This is a genomic window from Corynebacterium sp. 239_CJEI, assembly GCF_001055995.1.
Lineage (GTDB): Bacteria > Actinomycetota > Actinomycetes > Mycobacteriales > Mycobacteriaceae > Corynebacterium > Corynebacterium jeikeium_D.
Genome location: NZ_JVOW01000026.1, coordinates 89,524 through 110,744, shown reverse-complemented (window position 1 = coordinate 110,744; position 21,221 = coordinate 89,524). Strand labels below are relative to the sequence as shown.

Genomic DNA, 21,221 nt, shown 5'->3' with positions numbered 1-21,221 from the left:
AACCCGCTTAAAGGCCTGTGCTTACCGCACGGGCCTTTGGCGTTTCTAGAGTGGCTTTGCGCCCAGTCTTCTGCGTGGGCTTCACCAAATCCCGGTACTCGACGTCGGCAATCCCCTCAGCGACGTCCTCGGTGTGTGCATATTTGCCGCCCTCGGTAATGGCCGCCATTACATATCCGGGGCCAAAAACAACGGAAGAGTGCCACGAACGCCGGTTGGACCAGCCCATTTTCGCGCCTTCAGAGCCGGGCAGCCCGGCAAGACCAAAATTCTGTCGATAGCCATCGGCAGCAATCGGCGACCAGTGTCGCATCGCCTCGAGCACCTCAGAATTAGGATGCTTCAGACGAAGCTGGGAAATAAAAGACACCACATCTTCCGCGGTGGTCCTCGATACTCCCCACTTTTCTCCGCCGGAAGTGTTGAACAGGCCGTACTCGGTCGCAATGGAATCGACCGATTCCGGGTACTTCCGGTAAAAGTCGGCGGCCAAATCGTCGTCGGAACGCGAAATCATCTTTTCGACGCGCTCGGCATCGTCGGCAGTGCCGTGTTCGAGCACATACTGACCGATATACAACTTAATCAGGGATAGCGCCGGCAGCGGGCGTTGCGATGCCTGGCTGCTGTACCCCACGCCCACCGGCTCGTAGCTCACCGCCATTTGCGTGCGCGGGTCAGTCTCAATCAACCCTTCGGCGTTGAGGTTCATGCGCGGCAGACTCACCTCATGAGTCGGCCAGACGCTTGCCGACGAGACGGAGGCTGCAACCTCATTGTGCTCGCCGGCAGCGGCTGTCGAAGGTGAGTGAATCGACGTTGTAGCGCCTATCGAAGACATGAAAAAGACCACCGCGAGGGTGGTCTTTAGTACGTGTCTCGACTTTGGCATAGGGGGCATTGTACCCCGGCCCTAACCGAGAACCTAGTTTAGGTCGCTCGACTGTTTGTGTAGCTGCGAGCCGCCTTAGCCAACAAACGGCAGCGTGCCGGTCGTCAGCCACCACAGGCCAATTGCTGCGGCGATGGACAGAATTCCGAAGATCCACGACGATGCCAGTGGTCGACGAGCCCAGCCGCGTCCGAAGTCGATGCCGATGCGGCCTGGGCCGGTGAACTGCAAGCCAAGCGCCATGGCGGTCATCAACAGCTGTAGTTGGAGGTTACTGGAGTCCTGGCCAACGATATTCACACCATTGGCAGAGGTAGCCACATCAAACATGCTGAGGTAGGCGGACAATGCCAGCGCCAACGCCGCGGCCAGCGGTGTCGCGAGACCCAAGATAAGCAGGGCACCCGCGATAAGCTGAACCGTTGGGATGGCAGTGGCCATTACAGGGCCGAGAGCAAAGTTGTTCTGGCTAAACTGTGTCTCCAGCGCAGTGGTGCCACCGGAGTTGCCCCAGCCGAGCAGCGTTGTCAGACCATGGACCAGCAGTAGCGCACCCAATCCAAGACGCAGCAGCAGGAGGCCGAAGTCAGTGGTACCGCGACGGAACTCCGGTTCGTTGTCGTCGTAGAAGTCCGTGTCCTCATCGTCGTCAGCAGTGGCGGTAGTCGTAGCAGCAGTTGCCCCGGCGGCTCCTACGCCTGCTCCTGCAACACCAGCGGCGCCAGCTGCACCAGCGGTATCGCGGGACGCAGCCGGTTCAGCGAAATCCGATTCATCGAAATACTGAGTCTCAGCTGCGGAATTGCGTGAAGAGTCATAGGTCGGCTCCGCCTCATCGTCGAATGCTGGCTGTGCTTCCGACTTATTTGCAGTAGCTCCCGCTGCGGACGCTCCTGCCGCTTCAGAAGCCGAGAAGGCTTGCGTCGGCTGGCTGAAATCCTCGTCTGAATCAACGCGCTCACTACGAGCCGGCTGCTCAAAGATTTCGGTTGCCTCCGACTCCGGGGCCACCTCCGACTCTTTATCAGCCGCGGGCGCTGACTCAGTTTCAGCCTGTTCATCCCGCGGCGAAGGCTTACCGGCAGGGCTAATCACCTGAGGTGCCGTGCGGCCTGCAGCGGCGTAGGCGTCGTAGCGCTTCTTCGGCTCATCCTGAACTTCAGGCTCCGGTTCCGAGCTCGGCTCAACCTCTGTCTCTGCCACTGTCTCTGATGCAGCGGTAGGTTCCGGAGTCAGGTTTTCTTGGTCTGCCTCCGACTCCTCCGCTACGCGCTTTTCCGGCACACCCGGAAAAACCTGCGTTGCGGTGTTGTCGCTGTCATCACGGTTGGTTTCTTCGTTCATTGGCTCAGCGAGCTTGCGGTAGGTCGGGACGTCGAGATCGTCATCGAATCCGTCCTCCACATTCTCGAGGGCGCGGTCGTTCGGGTACTTCTCTGAGTCGCTCACATCGTCCACATTAAATCTACTGCCTCACTTTTGGTCGCAGGCGTGGCCGTGAAACGAGGCTGTATTGTGTATGCCTATGGGATTCCACCTCGTCCACACCAGCAGTGCACAGGCTCGCGCTCGCGGGCGGCGTCGTCGTGCTGCGCTCGCCGCTGGTGTCATCGGGATGGTCTCTCTTTCCGGCTGCATGAGTGCCTCGAACGCGCTTGAGTTGCCGTTTACGGAAGACAAGTCAGAGCCGACGGGCATTGCCATGCCGAAGTTTTCCTCCCCTGATTTGCCCTCTACCCCGGTACCGACCACGGAACGCAAAGCCAAAGACAAAGGTCCTTGCGACCTAGACGATGTCACTCTCGCCGCCTGCCTACCGCTTACCACCGCGCTAGCTGCAATCGGCCCTGGGGAGGCTCTCGTCGCCACCGACGACGGTGCGCTCACCGCTGTCGCACCGGGTGAGACACCGCGTGAGGTTGCACGGCTCGGCGCTCCTGCAAAACAATTGCTGCCCAGTCCCTCGGTTGAAGAGGACCGCCAGGTCTTTGTTTTGCGTAACGACGACACCATCGCGCGAGTCACTCTCGTGGAGGGCGGCACCGCTGATGTGCGCGAACTTCCGGACCTCAGCGAGCCAGGCATTCTGGGCATCTATTTTGACCGAAATTCGGGCGCCCTGTCCCCGCGCAAATTGCTCGTGGGGGATCCCGGCATTGAGTTTCAGCAGTTCTGCCATGGTCCTGACGGAATGCCGCCGTTGGCAACCGCCATTCTCGACGGCACCCCACAGCTGGTTCAGCTCACCGGCCCTGTGATTAACCCCCTCGGCGGTGTGGACCTGAACGATTCCATCGGTGGATGCGCAGTGATGGGTGACCGCGTGGTCATTGCTATCCCAGACGCGCAGAAGGTCATCTCCATGCCGGTGGGGCCACAGTACAGTGGGCCCGACGCGGCGTGGGAGGTCAAGGGGTCCCCTGAAGTGCTTGTCGACGGCGACTTCGGCCACATCTCGTATGTAGCGGCTGTCGCAGCAAATCAGGGTATTGAAGTTTGGGGTGCCACGACCAACAAAACCGCCGGGGCACAACCGTCGGAGTCCGACGAGCGCGTCGTCAGACTGCCGAGCGATGGTGCCGCCGGCGGTTCCCCGGATTAGCTTTCAGGGAGGCTAGCTCAGCTTCTTCGCAATCAGCTGGTTGACCTGAGCCGGGTCTGCCTTGCCGCGGGTGGCCTTCATGACCTGCCCCACGATGGCACCGACGACCTTCTTGTTGCCAGCTCGGTACTTCTCGACGATGTCCGGGTTAGCAGCCAGTGCATCGTCGACGGCCTTCTCAATAGCACCGTCGTCGCGAACGACCTCCAGGCCACGGGCAGCAACGACCTCATCAACATCGCCCTCGCCTGCGAGCACGCCGTCAACGGCCTTACGGGCCAGCTTGTTGGTCAGCTTGCCCTCTTCAATCAGTGCAATCACACGTGCAACCTGTGCCGGGGTAATCGCGAGCTCAGCCAGCTCCACGCCTGCCTCGTTGGCCTTCTGCGCCAGGTAAGCGACCCACCAGGAACGAGCCTCAGCCGGGCCGGCACCAGCCTCAACGGTGTCGACAATCAGGTCGAGAGCGCCGGCGTTAACCAGGTCGCGCATTTCCTCGTCCTTCAGACCCCACTCTTCCTGAATACGGGCACGACGCACCCACGGCAGCTCCGGCAGAGTTGCGCGGATTTCCTCCACCCACTCACGCGGCGCAATCACAGGTGGCAGATCCGGGTCGTTGAAGTAGCGGTAATCCGACTGCGATTCCTTCGGGCGGCCCTTGGAGGTCGTGCCGTCGGTCTCCTGGTAGTGGCGGGTTTCCTGAACGATCTCCTCGCCATTAGTAATCGCAGCAGCCTGGCGCTGCATCTCGTAGCGAACAGCCTGTTCAACCGACTTCAGGGAGTTGATGTTCTTAGTCTCGGTACGAGTGCCGAACTCCTCCTGGCCGATTGGGCGCAGGGAAACGTTGGAGTCCACACGCATCGAGCCCTGGTCCATGCGGGCATCGGAGACACCGAGGGACTTCACCAGGTCACGCAGCGCAGAAACGTACGCACGAGCAACCTCTGGGGCACGCTCCCCTGCACCGAGAATTGGCTTAGTAACGATCTCAATCAGCGGAATACCTGCGCGGTTGCAGTCCACCAGCGAACGCGTGGCGCCGTGAATACGACCATCGGCACCGCCCAAGTGCGTCAGCTTGCCGGTGTCTTCTTCCATGTGAGCGCGCTCGATTTCGACACGGAACTCCGTGCCGTCGTCAAGCTGAACGTCAAGATATCCGTCGTAGGCGATTGGTTCGTCGTACTGCGAAATCTGGTAGTTCTTCGGCTGGTCCGGGTAGAAGTAGTTCTTGCGCGCGAAGCGGGAGGACTCAGCAATCTCGCAGTTCAGCGCCAGGCCAATCTTGATGGCCCACTCAACGCCCTGACGGTTAACCACAGGCAGCGCGCCAGGTAGGCCGAGGCTGCAGGGATCGACGTTGCTATTCGGCTCGGCACCAAAGTGCGCCGAGGAGGAGGAGAACATCTTGGTATTCGTCGAGAGCTCGACGTGAACCTCCATGCCCATTACCGGGTCAAAACGTTCGAGGACCTCATCAAAGTCCATCAAGTCATCAGCGTATGCAGCGGTCATGTTTGTAGAGTCTACTAGCGATGGCCCCGCAGGCGTGCCCTAGGGTATAAGTCGTGCTCGGAGTTAACGAACACCCACCGATTCCACCGACGTCAGCACGCGATACGCCAACGTTCCGCGACGCCGCTGACCGCCACCGCGCAGGCGCTACTTTCGACAACGACCTGCAGGAAAGCGCCGACGGAGCCACGGGCTACCACCGCGTGCGCCCCGGATATCCTCCAACCGTCATCGAAGCGCTTACCCGTCTCGCACCGCACCCACAGGTAGTCGCCGATATCGGCGCCGGCACTGGGAAGCTCACCGCCTCGCTTGCCGACGTCTACCGCGATGCCACCCTGCTGGCACTCGATCCCTCCACCGCGATGCGGCAAGCACTGATGCACAATGTGCCAGCGGCGGAATGCCTGGAAGGCACTGCGGAGCGCACGGGACTGGAGTCCAACAGCGTCGATGTAGCAACATGTGCGCAGACATGGCACTGGGTGGACCCGACAGCTGCAAGTAAAGAACTCACTCGGGTGCTACGCGCGGATAGCGTGGCTATGTTGGTGTGGAACACCTTGGATGTTTCCGTACCGTGGGTGCATCGGCTCAGCCGCATAATGCACGCCGGCGACGTGTTGCGTCCCGGCTTCTACCCCGAGGTTGGCCCGGAGCTGGAGCTAGTCGATGAGGTGCGTCTGGCCTGGGAGCAGACACTGACCATCGAGGACATCGTGCTGCTGGCACGAACCCGTTCCTATTGGCTTCGTTCCAAGCCCGCCACTCGCGCCAAGGTGGAGGCGAACTTGCATTGGTATCTCCACGAACACTTGGGGCACACATACGAAGAAGGCATCGCCCTTCCCTACCGGTGCGATGCCTTCTATTTTCGAGCTGCCTAAGTTTTCGAGCTGCCTAGTCGCGCTAGTTACTTTTCTTTCTTCGGCTTAGGGTGAGCCACGCGCTTGAATGCATTCTTAGTCTGTCCGGCAAGCTTCTTCGGCGCAGTGGCTGTGGCCTCGCCTGGGAAGGAGTCCCTCGCGGTCTCGCGAGGATTGTCATCATCGGAGGCTTCCTCGATTTCGGAAAGTTTCTCCAGGCGCTCATTATCCTTTTCTACGATGCGCTCGGCGTCATCCTCGGTGAATTCAACATTATCGTCGCTGACCAGTTCCTCGACGATGTCGTCGCGGACGCTCTCCTGAAGATCGACGTTGGAAATGTTGGAGTTGGCCAAAGCGCGGTCGAGCTTCTTCTGATCGGCGGTGGTGAACTTCTTGTTCGGGTGCATCTTCCGGCGTGCGAGCTTACGGATACGGCCGCGACGCTTCGACTCCTCCATCAGCTTGTTACGTCCAGCCAGGTACGCACCACACAGAATCACGATAAGAGCGATACCGACGTAGCCAAGGGCCGGGTAGATGGAGCCAACCAGGGCCTTGAACCCAAAGAAACTTAGGCCAAAACCAATCAGCACCGTCACGATGAATACCAGGCGGAAACGCTGCGGGGTATTGCGTGTTAGGCGGCGGCCCAGCGCGTAGAACATGCCAATGGCCGTGTTGAAAATCATGGCGTAGATGATGATTGCCATCACGGTACCCAGGACCGGGTGGATGTCATTGACGATTGCCAGGGTCGGCATATCTTCGTGGCCAACATCCTTGACCTTGAAGAAGAGGGCAAAGGTCACCAGCGTCAGCAGACCTGCATAGATGCTCCCGCCCATGAGACCACCGATGCCAGCTTCACGCGGGTTCAGGTAGCTACCGCCGATGACAATCGACATCGATACGGCCACCATCACACAGAAACCGACATAGTTCAGGGCAGAAATAGACCAGTGTGGCAGCGATGTCGACAGTTCATTGGTGTACTGCGCGGCCTCCGACATCGACGTGTCGGTGGTGAACAAAGTGTAGATACCGGCTCCAAGCAGGAACACGATAATGAATGGAGTGATCATGCCAATCACGCGGCTGACCTTGTCGGCATCCAGCATGCCTACACCCAAAGTCAGGGCAACCATGATGACGGCGCCAATCCACACCTCAAGTCCGAACTGCTGGTTCAAGTTCGCACCGGCACCGGCGAACATGACGAAGCCGGTACAGAACAGCGTGATCATCACGGCGATATCCAAAATCTTCGAAACCCAACTGCGGGTGATTACGTCGAAGACCTCGGAGTGCTCATCAGCCTGCAAGTAGCTGGCAATTGACAGCACTGCCAGGCCACTGGCAATCATCACGACGGAGGCAAGTACCACGCCCCACAAGCCGTTAGTGCCAAATGCCACGAAGTACTGCATCATTTCCTGGCCGGATGCGAATCCGGCACCGACAGTTAGGCCGACAAAGGCCATCGCGATTGTTGTGGCTCTTTTCCACATAACGAGAAAATCCTAAATATAAGTCTATTTTTCAAAAACCGGAACCTTACAAAGCATACTGCCCGAGCTGGTGATTGATACACCAGCTCGGGCAGTATGCCTATTTTGTTACGAAGATGTGCCTAAATGTTTAGCAACGCGTGCTTAACCGACGCGTTTAACCAAACAGCGCAGCAGCTGCGCGGTAACGGCCATCCGGCACAACCTTCAACTCAGCAACCGCATCGTCGATGTCGATACGCTCGATGTTCTCACCGTGCAGAGCGACGATCTTGCCGAAGTCCCCCTCGTGTACTGCTCGGGTGGCGTGGACACCGTAGCGGGTAGCAAGCACGCGGTCGTACGCAGTCGGCGTACCGCCACGCTGAATGTGACCCAGCACCGTGGTGCGAACGTCGTACCCGGTGCGCTTCTTAATCTCCGCACCAATAACCTGACCAATGCCGTTGAAGGTTTGGTGGCCGAACTGGTCGACACCGCCCTCTTCGTACTCCATGGTGCCCGGCTTCGGGGTGGCGCCCTCAGCGACGACGATAATGCCGTACTTCTCACCCATCTGGAAACGGCGCTCCATCGACTTCACAATCTCGTTGATGTCGAATGGCTTTTCCGGAATGACAATGTGGTGAGCACCGCCGGCCATACCCGCATGCAAAGCGATCCAGCCCACGTGTCGACCCATGACCTCAACAATCATGACGCGCTGGTGGGATTCCGCAGTGGTGTGCAGACGGTCAACCGCGTCGGTGGCAACAGCCACAGCCGTGTCGAAACCGAAGGTGTAGTCCGTACCGTTGACGTCATTATCAATAGTCTTCGGAACACCGACGACCGGCACCCCATTGTCCGAAAGCCACTTGCCGGCCTTCAGCGTACCTTCGCCACCGATTGGGATCAGGGCATCGATGCCCGCATCAGAGAGATTTTCCTTGATGCGGTCGAGGTTAGACATGAGAATGTCCGGATGCACGCGGCCGGTGCCCAGCATCGTGCCGCCACGCAGCAGCATACGGTCAATCCGCTCATCGTCGTAAAGCTGGACCCTACGGTCTTCCATAAGACCAATCCAACCGTCCTCAAAACCGACGACGGTTGAGCCGTACTCGCTCGAGCTGGTACGGACAATTGCACGGATAACGGCATTCAGACCGGGACAATCTCCACCGGAGGTAAGGGTCGCAATTCGCATGATGCCCACCTTAGTCGCGTTAGTCAGTTCGTGCTTGACGGCCTTGGTCGAAACTACTTCTGCAGGTACTCCTGCCCTGGTAGCTCAGACGGTAGCTCCATCTTCGTCGTCACCTCCGACGCCGGCACAAGACCATATTCCTCGAGCGCCTTGCGCACGTACTCTGCGGCATCGACGTTCAGCGGAGACTCCGTCCACAATGCAATCGGCAGGTTAATAAAGCGGTTCTCCTTGACCGCCTCGAGATCCTTCGTTGCCGGATTCGTGCGCAAAACCTTGATTTTCTCTTCGAAGGTCTGACCTGGGTAGTCCACAAGCGCGATGAAGTCAGGATTCATCTCCGCGACATGCTCCCAGGAGGTCGTAGTCCAAGTGTCCTTAATCGACTCGGTCGCATTGATTGCACCGGCCTTTTCCAGGATGCCCTGCGGTGCGCCAAAGGAACCCGAGGTAATTGGTGCTTCACCGACAGAATCAAAGAGGAAGCCCACTGGCTTCTTATCTCCCTTTGGCGCGGCATCCAGGGCTTGCAGTCGGTTATCAATATCTGCAATAACCTTGTCGCCCTCACCGTCGTGTCCGGTCAAGGTAGCGATATTCTTCAAATCAATTTTGACAGCTTCCCACGGATCCACCAGACCACGAGTATGCCCCGGGTCGCCACTGCCTTCCTTGCCCGCCGAGGCTGCGTCACCAGTACGGCAAGATTCCGTCAGGGTGTAGGCACCGATACCGTGCTCGGAAAGCGATTCCGGGGTAATGCCCTTGTCTTCACTAAAGCCATAGCCCCAGCCCGCCAGCATCACATCCGGTTCGGCCGCAATGACCTGCTCCAGATTCGGGTATTCCTTCGCAACTTCTGGCTTCTGCGCAATTGCATCGCCATAAGCTGCGGTCAACACCGGCAGATGCGAGGCCATAGAGCTCACCGCTGTGATCTCATCCGCAGCACCGACAGCCAGCGCCAGCGAAGCAATATTGCCGTCATTAATCAGCAGCTTTTTAGCTACACCCGGGTAGCTGACTTCTTCACCGCAGTTGGTGAGGGTAAGGCCTGACGACGAGGCCTGCGTTCCCTCATCAGAGCCACAGGCGGCGGCTCCGAATGCCAGAGCAGCCACAGCGATACCAGCTGCTGAGGCACGAAGGGGACGTCGGAAAGCATGTGCGTTATTCAAGGGAGTACTCCTAGTTGATGGTGGCAGCATCCAGCTCGCTATCGATTGCGAGGTGGCGGCGGCCAGCGGGGGAATTGAGCTGACAGGATTCAACCTGAAAGATTTGGGCGACAAAGTCGCGGGTAAGCACTTCTGCGGGAATGCCGTCGGCCGCGATACCGCCGTCCGCGACCACGATGACGCGGTCGAAGTGGTTCATCACCAGGTCCAAGTCGTGGATCGCGGCAATGACACACGCTCCGCTGGAGCGGGCCAGACGGAGGACGGATTGTTGATGGCGCACGTCGAGGTGGTTAGTGGGCTCGTCGAGAAGCATGATTGGCGAGTCCTGGGCGATGGCACGCGCCAGACACACGCGACGACGTTGCCCACCCGAGAGTTGCCCACACAGGCGTTGCGCAACCGCTTCCAACCCCACGAGCTCCAGCGCACGGTCGACGTGGGAATTGTCCTCGGCGGTGTTGCCACCAAAAAGGCGCTGGTAGGGCAAGCGCCCCAGGGAGACAAAGTCGCGCACGCGCATTTCGGCGGGTGGAACCTCGTTTTGCGCGACGAAAGCCAGATCGCGGGCGCGGTGCTTCGAGCTGATTGAGCTCATCGATTTGCCGTTAATCTCGACCTCGCCCGTGGCCGGTTTCGTGATTCCACCGAGCGCACGCAGCAACGTGGATTTACCCGCGCCGTTAACACCAATGATGGCGGTCATGGGTTCTGCACCGAAGTTGAGGTTGACTCCGCTGACAATGGTGCGCCCAGCGATATCACAGCGCATATCTTTAGCGGCGAGTACAGATTTTGGTAGAGCGCTCATTTACTCAGCACCTCCGTAGCTGTAGTGCGAGCGGCTCATGAGGTAGAGGAAAAGTGGTGCGCCAACCAATCCCGTGACTACTCCCAGCGGCATTTCCTGGCTTCCGCCCACTACGCGCGCGATGATGTCCACCCAGATGAGAAACAGTCCACCCATGAGGGCAGCAACCGGTAGGACAACGCGGTGCGTGGCCCCTACCAAGATGCGGGTCAAGTGTGGAATCACCAGGCCGACAAACCCGATGCCGCCAGAGACCGCAACGAGCGTGCCAACGAGGACAGCCTGGAGCACAAATACCTGTGTGCGTAGCCGAGAAACATCAATACCTACGGCCGCTGCGGTGCTCTCACCAGTTGCCAGCGCATCCAGATGACGGGCTTTGACCAGGAAAAACAACAGTACTGCGATGAGGACAATGAGCGGGAAGAGCGTCTTCAGCCATGTCGCACCGGCAACAGAGCCCAGCATCCAAAACATCACGGACTGCGCGGCCCTCGGGTCTGGCCCAGCGAAGACCATGAAGCTACTCAGCGCGGAAAACGCAGCGGAGAGCACAACGCCGGAGAGCACCAAACGCAGCGGAGTCAGCCCACCGCCTGCAGTGGCGAAAGCACCGACCGCGAGGGTGGCCATTACTGCACCGAGGAGTGCACCGAATGTCAGCGGCGCGATGGGGCTACCGGAGAAAGCACCAAAGATAATCACCGCGGTCGCACCGGCACCGGCGCCGGCGGAAATACCTAGCAGATATGGGTCTGCCAACGGGTTACGGACCAATGTCTGCATAGCCACACCGGAGACAGCTAGCCCCGCCCCTACAATCGCTGCGAGAATACCCCGGGGAGCGCGGAGATTCCAGACGATGGTGTCCGAACTGGCGGGCACAGATTCATCGAGCTCAATGCCGAAGATGTGATGCGAAATGACCTGTGTCGTGGTGGACCAGGTGATATCCGCCGAGCCGAAGACCACCGCAGCGACCAGACTGACGGCAATGGCTATGACAATGACCAGCCCATAGATCCAAGGCATAAACCGCGGTGGGTTTTTAAATCTAACTCTCTCCATGTTTGCGTTCCTGCGTATGTATGAAACTCTCCCCGACACGACAACAACCGCCGCTCTCCCACTTCAGTGAGAAAACGACGGTTGCAGAAAACCGACTAAGGCTTATTGAGCGTCTTTATGCAATCGAGCCGCGAACCTTTTCGTAGGCAGCGCCGACCTTGTACAGACGATCGTCACCGTGGCGCGGAGCCATAATCTGCAGGCCTACCGGCAGGCCGGTGTCTTCAGCCAGGCCCGACGGCACGGACATGCCACACATGCCGGCCAGGTTGAGCGGCAGAGTACACAGGTCGAACATGTACATGCTCAGCGGGTCGTCAACCTTCTCGCCCAACTTAAACGCAGTGGTCGGAGTGGTCGGCGAGATCAGGACATCTACCTGTTCGAAGGCCCGCTCGAAGTCCTGCTGAATCAGGGTACGGACGCGCTGTGCCTGGATGTAGTAGGCATCGTAGTAACCGACCGATAGCGCGTAGGTACCAATGATGATGCGTCGCTTAACCTCATCGCCGAAACCAGCGGCACGGGTCATAGCCATGACCTCATCGGCCGAGTGCGAACCGTCATCACCAACACGCTGGCCGTAACGCATGCCGTCGAAACGAGCCAGGTTGGAGCTGACCTCACACGGCAGAATCAGGTAGTACGCGCTCAGTGCGTGGTCGAAGTTCGGGCAATCGACCTCGACCACCTCTGCGCCAGCTTCCTTAAGCTTGTCGACGGCCTCGTGGAAGCTGTCCAGTACGCCGGCCTGGTAACCCTCGGTGCGGTCGAACTGCTTGACGATGCCGACCTTAACCCCCGTGAGGTCACCGGTAGCACCTTCCTTGGCAGCAGCAACCACATCGGCAATCGGCTGCTCCGTGGAAGTCGAGTCATTCTCGTCGTGACCAGCAATGATTTCGTGCAGCAGCGCGGTGTCCAGAACGGTTCGCGCGGTCGGCCCACCCTGATCCAACGAGGAGGCGCAAGCGACCAGGCCGTAGCGGGATACCGTGCCATAGGTCGGCTTCACGCCGACCGTTGCGGTCAGAGCTGCTGGCTGACGAATCGAGCCACCGGTGTCAGTACCGATAGCCAGCGGAGCCATACCGGAGGCCAGCGCCGCGGAAGAGCCACCACCGGAACCGCCTGCGGTGCGCTCAACATCCCACGGGTTGTGAGTCGGGCCGTAAGCGGAGTTTTCAGTCGACGAGCCCATGGCGAACTCATCCATGTTGGTCTTACCCAGAATTGGGATGCCAGCTGCACGCAGCTTGGCAGTAACCGTTGCGTCGTAAGGGCTCATGTAGCCCTCGAGCATCTTGGAAGCGCAGGTGGTCGGCGCATCGGTGGTAGTGAAGACATCCTTCAGCGCCAGCGGAACACCGGCCAGCGCGGAGGCCGGCTCCTCGCCAGCATCCAGCGACTCATCGACCTTGCGAGCTGCAGCCAGGGCCTCTTCGGCACCGACGTGCAGGAATGCGTGAATGTCCTCATCAATTGCCGCGATACGGTCGAGGAACGCCTGGGTGACCTCTACCGAGGTCAGCTCACGAGCGTGAATCTTCTGTGCGAGCTCAAAAGCGCTCAGCCCCAGAATCGGGTCCTCAGCAACAGCGGCATGCAGGTTCGGGTTAGCTGCAATCATTTCTTCCACGTACTCCTACTCGCCGAGAATCTGGGGAACTTCGAAGCGCTGGCGGTCCTGCGACGGCGCCTGGTCCAGCGCCTGCTCCGCAGTCAGCGTCGGCTTGACGACGTCCTCGCGCATCACACCGGACAGCGAAGAGGGGTGACTCATCGGTTCCACATCATCCGCAGCCACCTTTTGAACGGCCTGGACGTGGTTAATAATGCCGTCGATCTGACCGGCGAACTCGTCGAGTTCCGCGTCAGTCAGAGCCAGACGGGACAATCGCGCTAGGTGTGCGACCTCATCGCGTGAGATAGCTGGCACGCTAGTACCCCTTTCATTTCTTCGTACGAAGCTAGTGCACAGAAGTTTAGTTGAAACTGATTTTGAACCGCGCGAGCGGGCTGTACTTGCCAACAGTAGTCGTTGTCGCCAAGCAGTTGTCCGCAGGGTCTTACATTTCAAAGGTTTACCCTGTAGCCTAAATCACTACTTCTATAGTTACACCGCAAGAATCACTCTCAATTATTCGAAAGGTTGTACACACAGCCATGAGTTACCTCCTTCGCATCCAGCTTCCCGACGAACCAGGCGCACTTGGCTACGTCGCGGCTGCCCTGGGCGAAGTAGAGGGTGATATTCGCAGTGTCGATGTCGTAGATTACGGCGCTAATGGCGTTGTTGTCGACGACATCGTGGTTGACCTGCCCATGGGCCTGCTCCCAGACACACTGATTACGGCGGCTCAGTCCATTAGCGGAGTGGAAGTCGATTCAATTAGGCCTTTTTCCGGCTCGGTCGACCGCCGCGGACAGATTGCGCTGCTGGCCAAGTTCTCACAGCACACGAAGAATTTGGATCGTGCCCTCGGAGATGTCGTCGACGGCCTGCCTCAGACTATGACTGCCGGCTGGGCTATCGTCCTCGGCGAACAGAGCGATGGCCGGTGGGTACGTCGCGCTTCCTCTACCGCTGCTCCAGAGGATAACGGCCGGACTCTGCCGGAAGCCCCGATTGACTCGCCACGAAACCTGGATCCGGACGAAGAAACGTGGCTTCCGGAGGACTGGACGGTTATGGACTCCTCCATTGCCGCTACCCCAATGGGCAAGGGCCTCGTTCTCGTTATTGGCCGGCCCGGCGGGCCAGACTTCCTGCCAAGTGAGGTTGAGCACTTGGGACGTATTGGCACGATTGTCGGTGCGATTATCGACTAGCAGCGGCTAGTGGGCTGCTCCCTTCTGTGGGCTGCTCCCTTCTGTGGGCTGCTCCCTTCTGCTCGAAGCTCTTACCCTATGGCTCCTCCCCTATGGAGCGCAGTGATTCACGCTTAGCGGTAAAGTCTGGAAATGATACCAGTCAATAAGGAGCTTCTTTGATGTCGAACTTGAGTGACCTCGTCGGATCCCACGTGCGTGCCGAATCCGGCCGTGTCCCCCAGTCGTCCACTGAGATGGAATTCTGGTCCGGTCTGTCACGGGTTGTTGTCGATGACCTAGCGGACAACTGGCAGCGCACCACGGAGGCATACGCTGCTACCCGCCAGCAGCACTACTTCTCCGCCGAGTTCCTCATGGGTCGCGCCCTGCTGAACAACCTGCTCAATGCAGGCCTCGTGGATGAGGCCTCCGCTGCGGTGGAAAAGTACGGCAAGAATCTGACAGACGTGCTCGAGGCCGAACACGACGCCGCTCTCGGTAACGGTGGCCTGGGGCGTCTGGCCGCCTGCTTCCTGGATTCCTGTGCCACGCAGAATCTGCCGGTGACCGGTTATGGCATCCTCTACCGCTACGGTCTGTTCAAGCAGAGCTTTGAAAACGGCTTCCAGGATGAGCACCCGGATCCGTGGATGGAAGAGGGCTACCCCTTCGTTATTCGTCGCGAGGAACTGTCCAAGATTGTCACCTTTGATGACCTGGTCGTGCGCGCTGTTCCATATGACATGCCAATTACCGGCTATGGCACCGATAACGTCGGCACGCTGCGCCTGTGGCACTCGGAGCCAATGCGTGAGTTCGACTATGACGCCTTCAACTCACAGCGTTTCACCGACGCCATTGTCGAACGGGAGCGCGTCCATGACCTGTGCCGCGTGCTCTACCCGAATGACTCGACCTATGACGGCAAGGTCCTGCGCGTTCGCCAGCAGTACTTCTTCGTCTCGGCTTCGCTGCAGACGATGATTGATTCTTACATCGAGAATCACGGCGAGGACCTGCGCGATTTCCACAAGTACAACTCCATTCAGCTCAATGACACCCACCCGGTGCTCGCGATCCCAGAGCTGATGCGTCTGCTCCTGGATGAGCACGATATGAGCTGGGACGACGCCTGGAACGTCGTGTCCAACACCTTCGCCTACACCAACCACACCGTTCTGGCAGAAGCGTTGGAGACCTGGGAATACTCCATTTTTGACCGTCTCTTCGGCCGCGTTCTGGAGATCACCCGTGAGATCGACCGCCGCTTCCGCGAAGACCTCGCGGAGCGCGGCTTCGACCAGGGCAAGATTGACTACATGGCGCCGATTTCCCACGGGCGTATCCACATGGCATGGATTGCCTGCTACGCCGCGTACTCCATCAACGGTGTTGCCGCTCTGCACACGGAAATCATTAAGCGCGAAACGTTGAAGGACTGGCACGATATCTGGCCGGAGCGCTTCAACAACAAGACCAACGGAGTCACCCCGCGCCGCTGGCTCAACCAGTGCAACCCGCGCCTGTCGGCACTGCTGACTCGCCTGTCGGGTTCGGACGCCTGGGTCACCGACCTGGACAAGCTCGCTGAGCTCGAAAAGTTTGCTGACGACGAGGCCGTGTTGCGTGAGATTCTCGACATCAAGCACGAGAACAAGAAGGACTTCGCCACCTGGCTGGAACACCGCCAGGGTATTTCGGTGAACCCGGACGCCATCTTCGATACCCAGATTAAGCGTCTGCACGAGTACAAGCGCCAGCTTCTCAACGCGCTCTACATCCTCGATCTCTACTACCGCATCAAGGAAGACCCAGCGCTGGACGTGCCACCGCGCGTGTTCATCTTCGGTGCCAAGGCCGCCCCAGGCTACGTTCGCGCGAAGGCCATCATTAAGTTCATCAACGCTATCGCGGACAAGGTCAATAACGATCCGGACATGGACGGTCGCCTGCAGGTCGCTTTCGTTGAGAATTACAACGTCACCCCGGCAGAGCACATCATCCCGGCCACCGACGTCTCCGAGCAGATTTCCACTGCCGGTAAGGAGGCTTCGGGTACCTCGAACATGAAGTTCATGATGAACGGCGCACTGACGCTGGGCACCATGGACGGCGCAAACGTCGAAATCGTCGACGCCGCCGGCGAAGAGAACGCCTACATCTTCGGTGCGCTGGAAGAGGAGCTGCCGGAGCTGCGTCGCACCTACAGCCCGCGTGGCACTTACGAAACGGTGCCGGGTCTCAAGCGCGCGGTCGATTCGCTTGTCGACGGCACTTTTGCTGACGGTGGCAGCGGAATGTTCCACGACCTGCACTTCTCGCTGCTGGAGTCCAACGGGTACGAGCCAGCCGATGTCTACTACGTCCTCGGCGACTTCGCTGACTACCGCGAGACCCGCGACCGCATGGCCGAGGACTACCGCGACGAGCTGGCGTGGGCCAAGAAGTGCTTCCTGAACATCATCCGTTCGGGCCGCTTCTCCTCCGACCGCACTATCCGCGATTACGCCAATGAGGTCTGGAAGCTGGAAGAGACCAAGATTTAGGCCCGGCTGGGTCAAATCCTGGCTGGGCCAAGCCCCAGCTAGGCCTGACCAGTTTCCAGCAATCGCTTGAACCCATCCTCGTCGAGGATGGGCAAGCCCAGCTCCTCGGCCTTTGTGGCCTTGGAACCGGCGTTTTCGCCAACCACCACGTAGTCGGTCTTCTTCGACACCGACCCTGCGGCCTTACCGCCACGGGAGATAACGGCTTCCTTCGCGCTGTCGCGAGTGAAGTCCTCCAAAGAGCCGGTGACTACCACGGTCAATCCCTCTAGCACCTGATCTGGACGATCGGCGACCTCATCGGCCATACGCACACCGGCAGCTTCCCAGCGCTCGACAACCTCGCGGTGCCAGTCCACCTCGAACCAGTCAGCCACGGAATCGCCGATGATCTCGCCAATGCCATCGATGGCCGAAATCTCCTCGCGGCTCGCAGCGCGCAGCGCCTCCATCGAGCCGAACTTCTGTGCCAAGGTCCGCGCCACTGTTGGACCCACATGACGAATGGACAGGCTGACCAATACGCGCCACAGCTCTTTATCCTTAGCTGCCTCGATGTTGGCCAACAGTTTCTTACCATTGGCGTTCAGGGTTTTCCGCGAAGCCGTAGTGTAGACCTCAGTGCCGAGCAAATCTTCCTCGGTGAGGTCGAAGAGGCGGGACTCGTCGTCAAGCACGCCGCGATGAATCAAATCGGCAGCGCCCCTCTCCCCCAGGTTTTCGATATCGAACCCGGAGCGGGAGGCGAGGAATTCAATTCGACGCCGCAGCTGACCTGGACAGTAGCGGGTATTGGGGCAACGCCAATCGGCATCGCTGTCCTTTGCCGGAGCCAAACGAGTACCGCACTCGGGGCAGAGAGTCGGGTAAATGTACTTTCGCTCGCTACCATCTCGGAGATCGGCTACGGGGCCGAGTACCTCTGGAATCACGTCACCGGCCTTGCGGATGGTCACACGGTCCCCGATGAGCACACCCTTTCGGTGCACCTCGGAAGGGTTGTGTAGCGTCGCCATCTCGACAGTTGACCCGGCCACGAAGACCGGCTTCATCACGGCATATGGCGTCGCACGACCAGTTCGGCCGATGGAGACTCGAATGTCCAGCAGGTCCGTGGTGACCTCTTCTGGCGGATACTTGTAGGCAATCGCCCAGCGCGGCGCCCGCGAGGTCGCGCCCAACGCGCGCTGCTCGGAAAGGGAGTCAACCTTGACCACAAGCCCGTCCATCTCGTGGATGGCGTCGTGGCGGTGCTCGCCCCAGTACTGCATCTGCTTAACGACGTCATCCGCGGAATGAACCTGCTTTGTATACGGCGACACGTGGAAACCCCACTCGTCCAAGGCACGATATGCCTCGTGCTGGGACTGTGGACGCCAGCCCTCGATATGACCAATTCCATGGCAAATCATGGACAACCGGCGCTTGGCCACTTCTGCAACATCCTTCTGTCGCAGGGAACCGGCGGCGGCGTTACGGGGGTTGGCAAACGGCTTCTGACCCGCTTCGACGCGATCGGCGTTGATGCGTTCGAACTCTTCCAACGAGATAAAGACTTCACCACGCACCTCGAGCACGTCGGGGATGTTCTCGCCGCTGATTTCATGCGGAATATCTTCGATAGTGCGCGCATTGGCGGTGACGTTCTCCCCCACGCGGCCGTCTCCGCGGGTGGCCGCCCGGACAAGGCGGCCATTCTCATAGACCAGATCGATAGACAGGCCATCGATTTTCAGCTCGGTCAGATACGTGCTGGCCGGGGTGCGGGCCAGCCAGCCGCGCAACTCCTGCTCATCGAAAACATTGTCCAAGCTGTAAAGGCGTTCGAGGTGCTCAACAGGCTCGAACACTTCCCCGTCGGCAGGCGTGTCGACCTGCGCACCGACCTGCTGCGTGGGGCTGTCCGGCACCACCAGATCGGGCCACTGCTCCTCTAACCGCTGCAGTTGACGGAACATCTCGTCGTATTCAGCATCGGAGATAACCGGCTGCGCGGTGTAGTACAGCGCAGCGTTTTCACGAATGCGAGTTGCTAGATCTTGCCACTTCTCCCGGACGTCCGCCGGCGCTGGCTCGGAGGCGGGGGCGCTGGAAAACGAAGACAAATCGGAGGTTGACAGGTCGGAGTTCTCATCGGTCGAGGAAGTCACGTCGCTCATTCTATGTCATTGCCCGGATGCGCCGGAGGACACGGAAATTCTCTTGACCTTGTTCCTGCCCCTCAGCGAATCCGCACTCTCCGCTACAGTTGAGACATGCATAATTTCGATCCGCGACGCATGCTCGCGTTTGATCTGGAGACTACCGGCACGGATCCTCGCACCTGCAAGATTGTCACTTCCGCACTGGTCCGACTGACTGAGCAGGGCAAAGATTCCACCATCATGCTCGCTAATCCCGGTGTCGAAATTCCACAAGCTGCGTCTGATGTGCATGGCATCACCACTGAAAAAGCTCGCGCGGAGGGGCGCCCGCACGATGAAGTGCTAGCGGATACCATTGCCGGCCTTCGAGCTGCCTGGCGCGATGGTCTGACCGTAGTGGCCTATAACGCGGCTTATGATCTGACGGTACTGCGCTCGCAGGATCCCAGTTTTACTGTTGACGGCCTCGTCGTCGACCCCTTTGTGCTGGATAATTACTTCGACCCGGAACGTCGTGAAAAACGCACTTTGACTGATGTCTCCCGCCATTATCAGGTGCGCCTGGACGGGGCACATGATGCCACCGAAGATGCTCTGGCGGCTGCGCGCATCGCATGGGTGATGGCGCGCCACTACCGGGAGCTAACCGAAAAATCAGGGGAAGAGCTGATGGAGCTGCAGGCCGTCGCGTACTACCAGTACAAGAAGAACCTGCAGCAGTACCTGACCGAAAAGGGTAAGGATACGTCGGACTTCACCTTCGGGTGGCCGATGGACTGAGCAGCGGCCCCTCACCCTCCCCGGCTCTCCCAATATCCAGAGTTTTGTGATTATCCAACGGAAACCGAATATCCAAAATTCGGCGGGATATCCAAGTTATCCAAGTCGATGTGGATTATCCATTGCTATGATTGATGCGTGACCACTCGCAGCGACAAGGCCATCTCCATCCCACGCAATCCTTTCCACCCCACATTCGGCCGATCCCCGGCCATCATCGGTGGGCGCGATGTCGAGCTGGACTCGTTTGAGCTGGCTCTGGCGGAAGGCCCCGGTAATCCCTGGCGAACCGCGCTAATTTCCGGTACCCGCGGAATCGGCAAGACGGTACTTCTCAACGAGTTTGAAGCCGCAGCAAAGCAACTGGGATGGATTGTGCTGCGTGCTCACATCGGCTCTGAAATGATTTCTGAGCTCACCGATGTCACCATTCCGCGCGCTTTCAGTGCCATTGACAGTGCACCGACGGGCAAGGGCCGTCACCTCACCGGCCTGTCCATCGCCGGCATTGGCGGGTTTAAGACGGAAGTCAGCACTTCTCAGCCCGAGCCCGGCAGGAATCTGCTCAGCCAACTTCAGGATCTCTCGGCTCTCCTCATGCCACAGGGATCCGGCATCTTGCTCACTCTCGACGAGGTGCAAAGTGCAGACCCCGCACAGCTCAACGAAATTGCCCATGCAATCCAGGACCTAAATCGCGACGATGCGGAGATTGCCTTTGTCGCAGCCGGGCTGCCCAGCGGTATCGAAGACTTGCTCCAGCTAGAGGGCGCAACATTCTTACGCCGTGCCGAACGCGTGACTCTGGGTCGATTGGACGTGGATACCACCAAGGACATCATTCGCAGAACTGCAGAACTCGGCGAACGCGCGATGACCGAGGATGCCGTCGAGCTGGCCGCTGAACTCAGCCACGGCTACCCGTATCTCATACAGACCATTGGCTCAGTCGCTTGGGCTAAGGCCAGGTTGGCCCACTCGGACACCATTACCGCTCAGCATGCCTCGGATGCCACAGCGGAATCCATCCGCCGCATCGGGCTGCAAGTTCATGCGCCCAGCCTGCGGAAAGTGCCACCTCGCCAGATTGATTTTCTCAAAGCGATGGCGAGCCTCTCCGCCAATGGAAAGCCCGTGTCCACGAGCGCCATCGCAGAGACCATGGGACGCAAACTCTCTGGCATCTCACAGCTTCGCCATGACCTGATTTACCGCGAGTTGATTGTGTCAGCGTCGACGGGATACGTGGAATTCACACTTCCCTACTTCGCCGACTACCTCAATACGCTGGTGGAATAA

At 59.1% G+C, this 21,221-nt stretch carries 17 protein-coding genes; 6 read left to right on the top strand and 11 right to left on the bottom strand.

Annotation, left to right across the window (positions count from 1 at the left end):
• Window positions 1-7 precede the first annotated feature (7 nt).
• Both ADB08_RS07225 and ADB08_RS07220 read right to left on the bottom strand, forming a co-directional pair.
• The gene (locus ADB08_RS07225) at window positions 8-892 is read right to left on the bottom strand and encodes a hypothetical protein (protein WP_224783714.1); all 885 of its coding nucleotides are present in this window, start codon (window positions 890-892) and stop codon (window positions 8-10) included.
• Between the two features lie 75 nt (window positions 893-967).
• Window positions 968-2,341, bottom strand: coding sequence for a DoxX family membrane protein (locus ADB08_RS07220; RefSeq protein WP_239660035.1), 1,374 nt, complete (start codon window positions 2,339-2,341; stop codon window positions 968-970).
• Window positions 2,342-2,417: 76 nt separating this feature from the next.
• Between ADB08_RS07220 and ADB08_RS07215 the strand changes: the two genes are divergently transcribed.
• Window positions 2,418-3,494 (top strand): glucose dehydrogenase, encoded by a 1,077-nt coding sequence (locus tag ADB08_RS07215; protein ID WP_239660034.1) that lies wholly within the window; start codon window positions 2,418-2,420, stop codon window positions 3,492-3,494.
• A gap of 12 nt (window positions 3,495-3,506) precedes the next feature.
• Here the strand turns inward: ADB08_RS07215 and gatB are convergent, their stop codons facing one another.
• Window positions 3,507-5,015 (bottom strand): Asp-tRNA(Asn)/Glu-tRNA(Gln) amidotransferase subunit GatB, encoded by a 1,509-nt coding sequence (gatB, locus tag ADB08_RS07210; protein WP_016422487.1) that lies wholly within the window; start codon window positions 5,013-5,015, stop codon window positions 3,507-3,509.
• A 53-nt stretch (window positions 5,016-5,068) separates the two neighbouring features.
• On the opposite strand from gatB, the gene ADB08_RS07205 reads away from it, so the two are divergent.
• Window positions 5,069-5,902, top strand: coding sequence for a class I SAM-dependent methyltransferase (locus ADB08_RS07205; protein ID WP_049172096.1), 834 nt, complete (start codon window positions 5,069-5,071; stop codon window positions 5,900-5,902).
• 26 nt (window positions 5,903-5,928) lie between these two features.
• Here ADB08_RS07205 and ADB08_RS07200 read toward each other — a convergent pair whose 3' ends face one another.
• From ADB08_RS07200 to gatC, 7 genes are all read right to left on the bottom strand, one after another.
• The gene (locus ADB08_RS07200; protein WP_049172094.1) at window positions 5,929-7,392 is read right to left on the bottom strand and encodes a membrane protein; all 1,464 of its coding nucleotides are present in this window, start codon (window positions 7,390-7,392) and stop codon (window positions 5,929-5,931) included.
• Window positions 7,393-7,549: 157 nt separating this feature from the next.
• Window positions 7,550-8,581 (bottom strand): ATP-dependent 6-phosphofructokinase, encoded by a 1,032-nt coding sequence (locus tag ADB08_RS07195; RefSeq protein ID WP_038628534.1) that lies wholly within the window; start codon window positions 8,579-8,581, stop codon window positions 7,550-7,552.
• A 53-nt stretch (window positions 8,582-8,634) separates the two neighbouring features.
• The gene (locus ADB08_RS07190; protein WP_049172092.1) at window positions 8,635-9,759 is read right to left on the bottom strand and encodes an ABC transporter substrate-binding protein; all 1,125 of its coding nucleotides are present in this window, start codon (window positions 9,757-9,759) and stop codon (window positions 8,635-8,637) included.
• Between the two features lie 10 nt (window positions 9,760-9,769).
• Window positions 9,770-10,570, bottom strand: a complete 801-nt coding sequence (locus tag ADB08_RS07185; protein ID WP_049172090.1) for an ABC transporter ATP-binding protein — start codon at window positions 10,568-10,570, stop codon at window positions 9,770-9,772.
• A complete protein-coding gene (locus ADB08_RS07180; RefSeq protein WP_370449368.1) occupies window positions 10,571-11,638 on the bottom strand; it encodes a FecCD family ABC transporter permease in 1,068 nt (355 codons plus the stop codon).
• A 115-nt stretch (window positions 11,639-11,753) separates the two neighbouring features.
• Window positions 11,754-13,268 carry an Asp-tRNA(Asn)/Glu-tRNA(Gln) amidotransferase subunit GatA gene (gene gatA, locus ADB08_RS07175; protein ID WP_049172086.1) on the bottom strand — a complete coding sequence of 505 codons (1,515 nt, stop codon included), beginning with the start codon at window positions 13,266-13,268 and terminating at the stop codon, window positions 11,754-11,756.
• Between the two features lie 15 nt (window positions 13,269-13,283).
• On the bottom strand, window positions 13,284-13,577 hold the full coding sequence (gatC, locus tag ADB08_RS07170; protein ID WP_005509328.1) for an Asp-tRNA(Asn)/Glu-tRNA(Gln) amidotransferase subunit GatC: 294 nt from the start codon (window positions 13,575-13,577) through the stop codon (window positions 13,284-13,286).
• 227 nt (window positions 13,578-13,804) lie between these two features.
• Here gatC and ADB08_RS07165 point away from each other — a divergent pair, with 227 nt between their 5' ends.
• Together ADB08_RS07165 and ADB08_RS07160 are read left to right on the top strand one after the other, a co-directional pair.
• Complete coding sequence (locus ADB08_RS07165) at window positions 13,805-14,470, top strand: amino acid-binding ACT domain protein (protein ID WP_048735304.1); 666 nt, start codon at window positions 13,805-13,807, stop codon at window positions 14,468-14,470.
• Between the two features lie 161 nt (window positions 14,471-14,631).
• The gene (locus ADB08_RS07160) at window positions 14,632-16,998 is read left to right on the top strand and encodes a glycogen/starch/alpha-glucan phosphorylase (RefSeq protein ID WP_049172083.1); all 2,367 of its coding nucleotides are present in this window, start codon (window positions 14,632-14,634) and stop codon (window positions 16,996-16,998) included.
• 38 nt (window positions 16,999-17,036) lie between these two features.
• On the opposite strand, the gene ligA is transcribed toward ADB08_RS07160, so the two are convergent.
• Complete coding sequence (ligA, locus tag ADB08_RS07155) at window positions 17,037-19,157, bottom strand: NAD-dependent DNA ligase LigA (RefSeq protein ID WP_152682215.1); 2,121 nt, start codon at window positions 19,155-19,157, stop codon at window positions 17,037-17,039.
• A gap of 96 nt (window positions 19,158-19,253) precedes the next feature.
• Here ligA and ADB08_RS07150 point away from each other — a divergent pair, with 96 nt between their 5' ends.
• On the top strand, window positions 19,254-19,922 hold the full coding sequence (locus ADB08_RS07150) for a 3'-5' exonuclease (protein ID WP_048735295.1): 669 nt from the start codon (window positions 19,254-19,256) through the stop codon (window positions 19,920-19,922).
• Between the two features lie 138 nt (window positions 19,923-20,060).
• Window positions 20,061-21,221 (top strand): ATP-binding protein, encoded by a 1,161-nt coding sequence (locus ADB08_RS07145; protein ID WP_049172080.1) that lies wholly within the window; start codon window positions 20,061-20,063, stop codon window positions 21,219-21,221.

Excerpts from the sequence above, each read along its gene's own strand:
- ADB08_RS07225 (WP_224783714.1), bottom strand. The coding sequence starts at position 892 with ATGCCAAAGTCGAGACACGTACTAAAGACCACCCTCGCGGTGGTCTTT.
- ADB08_RS07215 (WP_239660034.1), top strand. The coding sequence starts at position 2,418 with ATGGGATTCCACCTCGTCCACACCAGCAGTGCACAGGCTCGCGCTCGC.
- gatB (WP_016422487.1), bottom strand. The coding sequence starts at position 5,015 with ATGACCGCTGCATACGCTGATGACTTGATGGACTTTGATGAGGTCCTC.
- ADB08_RS07200 (WP_049172094.1), bottom strand. The coding sequence starts at position 7,392 with ATGTGGAAAAGAGCCACAACAATCGCGATGGCCTTTGTCGGCCTAACT.
- ADB08_RS07195 (WP_038628534.1), bottom strand. The coding sequence starts at position 8,581 with ATGCGAATTGCGACCCTTACCTCCGGTGGAGATTGTCCCGGTCTGAAT.
- ADB08_RS07185 (WP_049172090.1), bottom strand. The coding sequence starts at position 10,570 with ATGAGCGCTCTACCAAAATCTGTACTCGCCGCTAAAGATATGCGCTGT.
- ADB08_RS07180 (WP_370449368.1), bottom strand. The coding sequence starts at position 11,638 with ATGGAGAGAGTTAGATTTAAAAACCCACCGCGGTTTATGCCTTGGATC.
- gatA (WP_049172086.1), bottom strand. The coding sequence starts at position 13,268 with ATGATTGCAGCTAACCCGAACCTGCATGCCGCTGTTGCTGAGGACCCG.
- ADB08_RS07165 (WP_048735304.1), top strand. The coding sequence starts at position 13,805 with ATGAGTTACCTCCTTCGCATCCAGCTTCCCGACGAACCAGGCGCACTT.
- ADB08_RS07160 (WP_049172083.1), top strand. The coding sequence starts at position 14,632 with ATGTCGAACTTGAGTGACCTCGTCGGATCCCACGTGCGTGCCGAATCC.
- ligA (WP_152682215.1), bottom strand. The coding sequence starts at position 19,157 with ATGAGCGACGTGACTTCCTCGACCGATGAGAACTCCGACCTGTCAACC.
- ADB08_RS07150 (WP_048735295.1), top strand. The coding sequence starts at position 19,254 with ATGCATAATTTCGATCCGCGACGCATGCTCGCGTTTGATCTGGAGACT.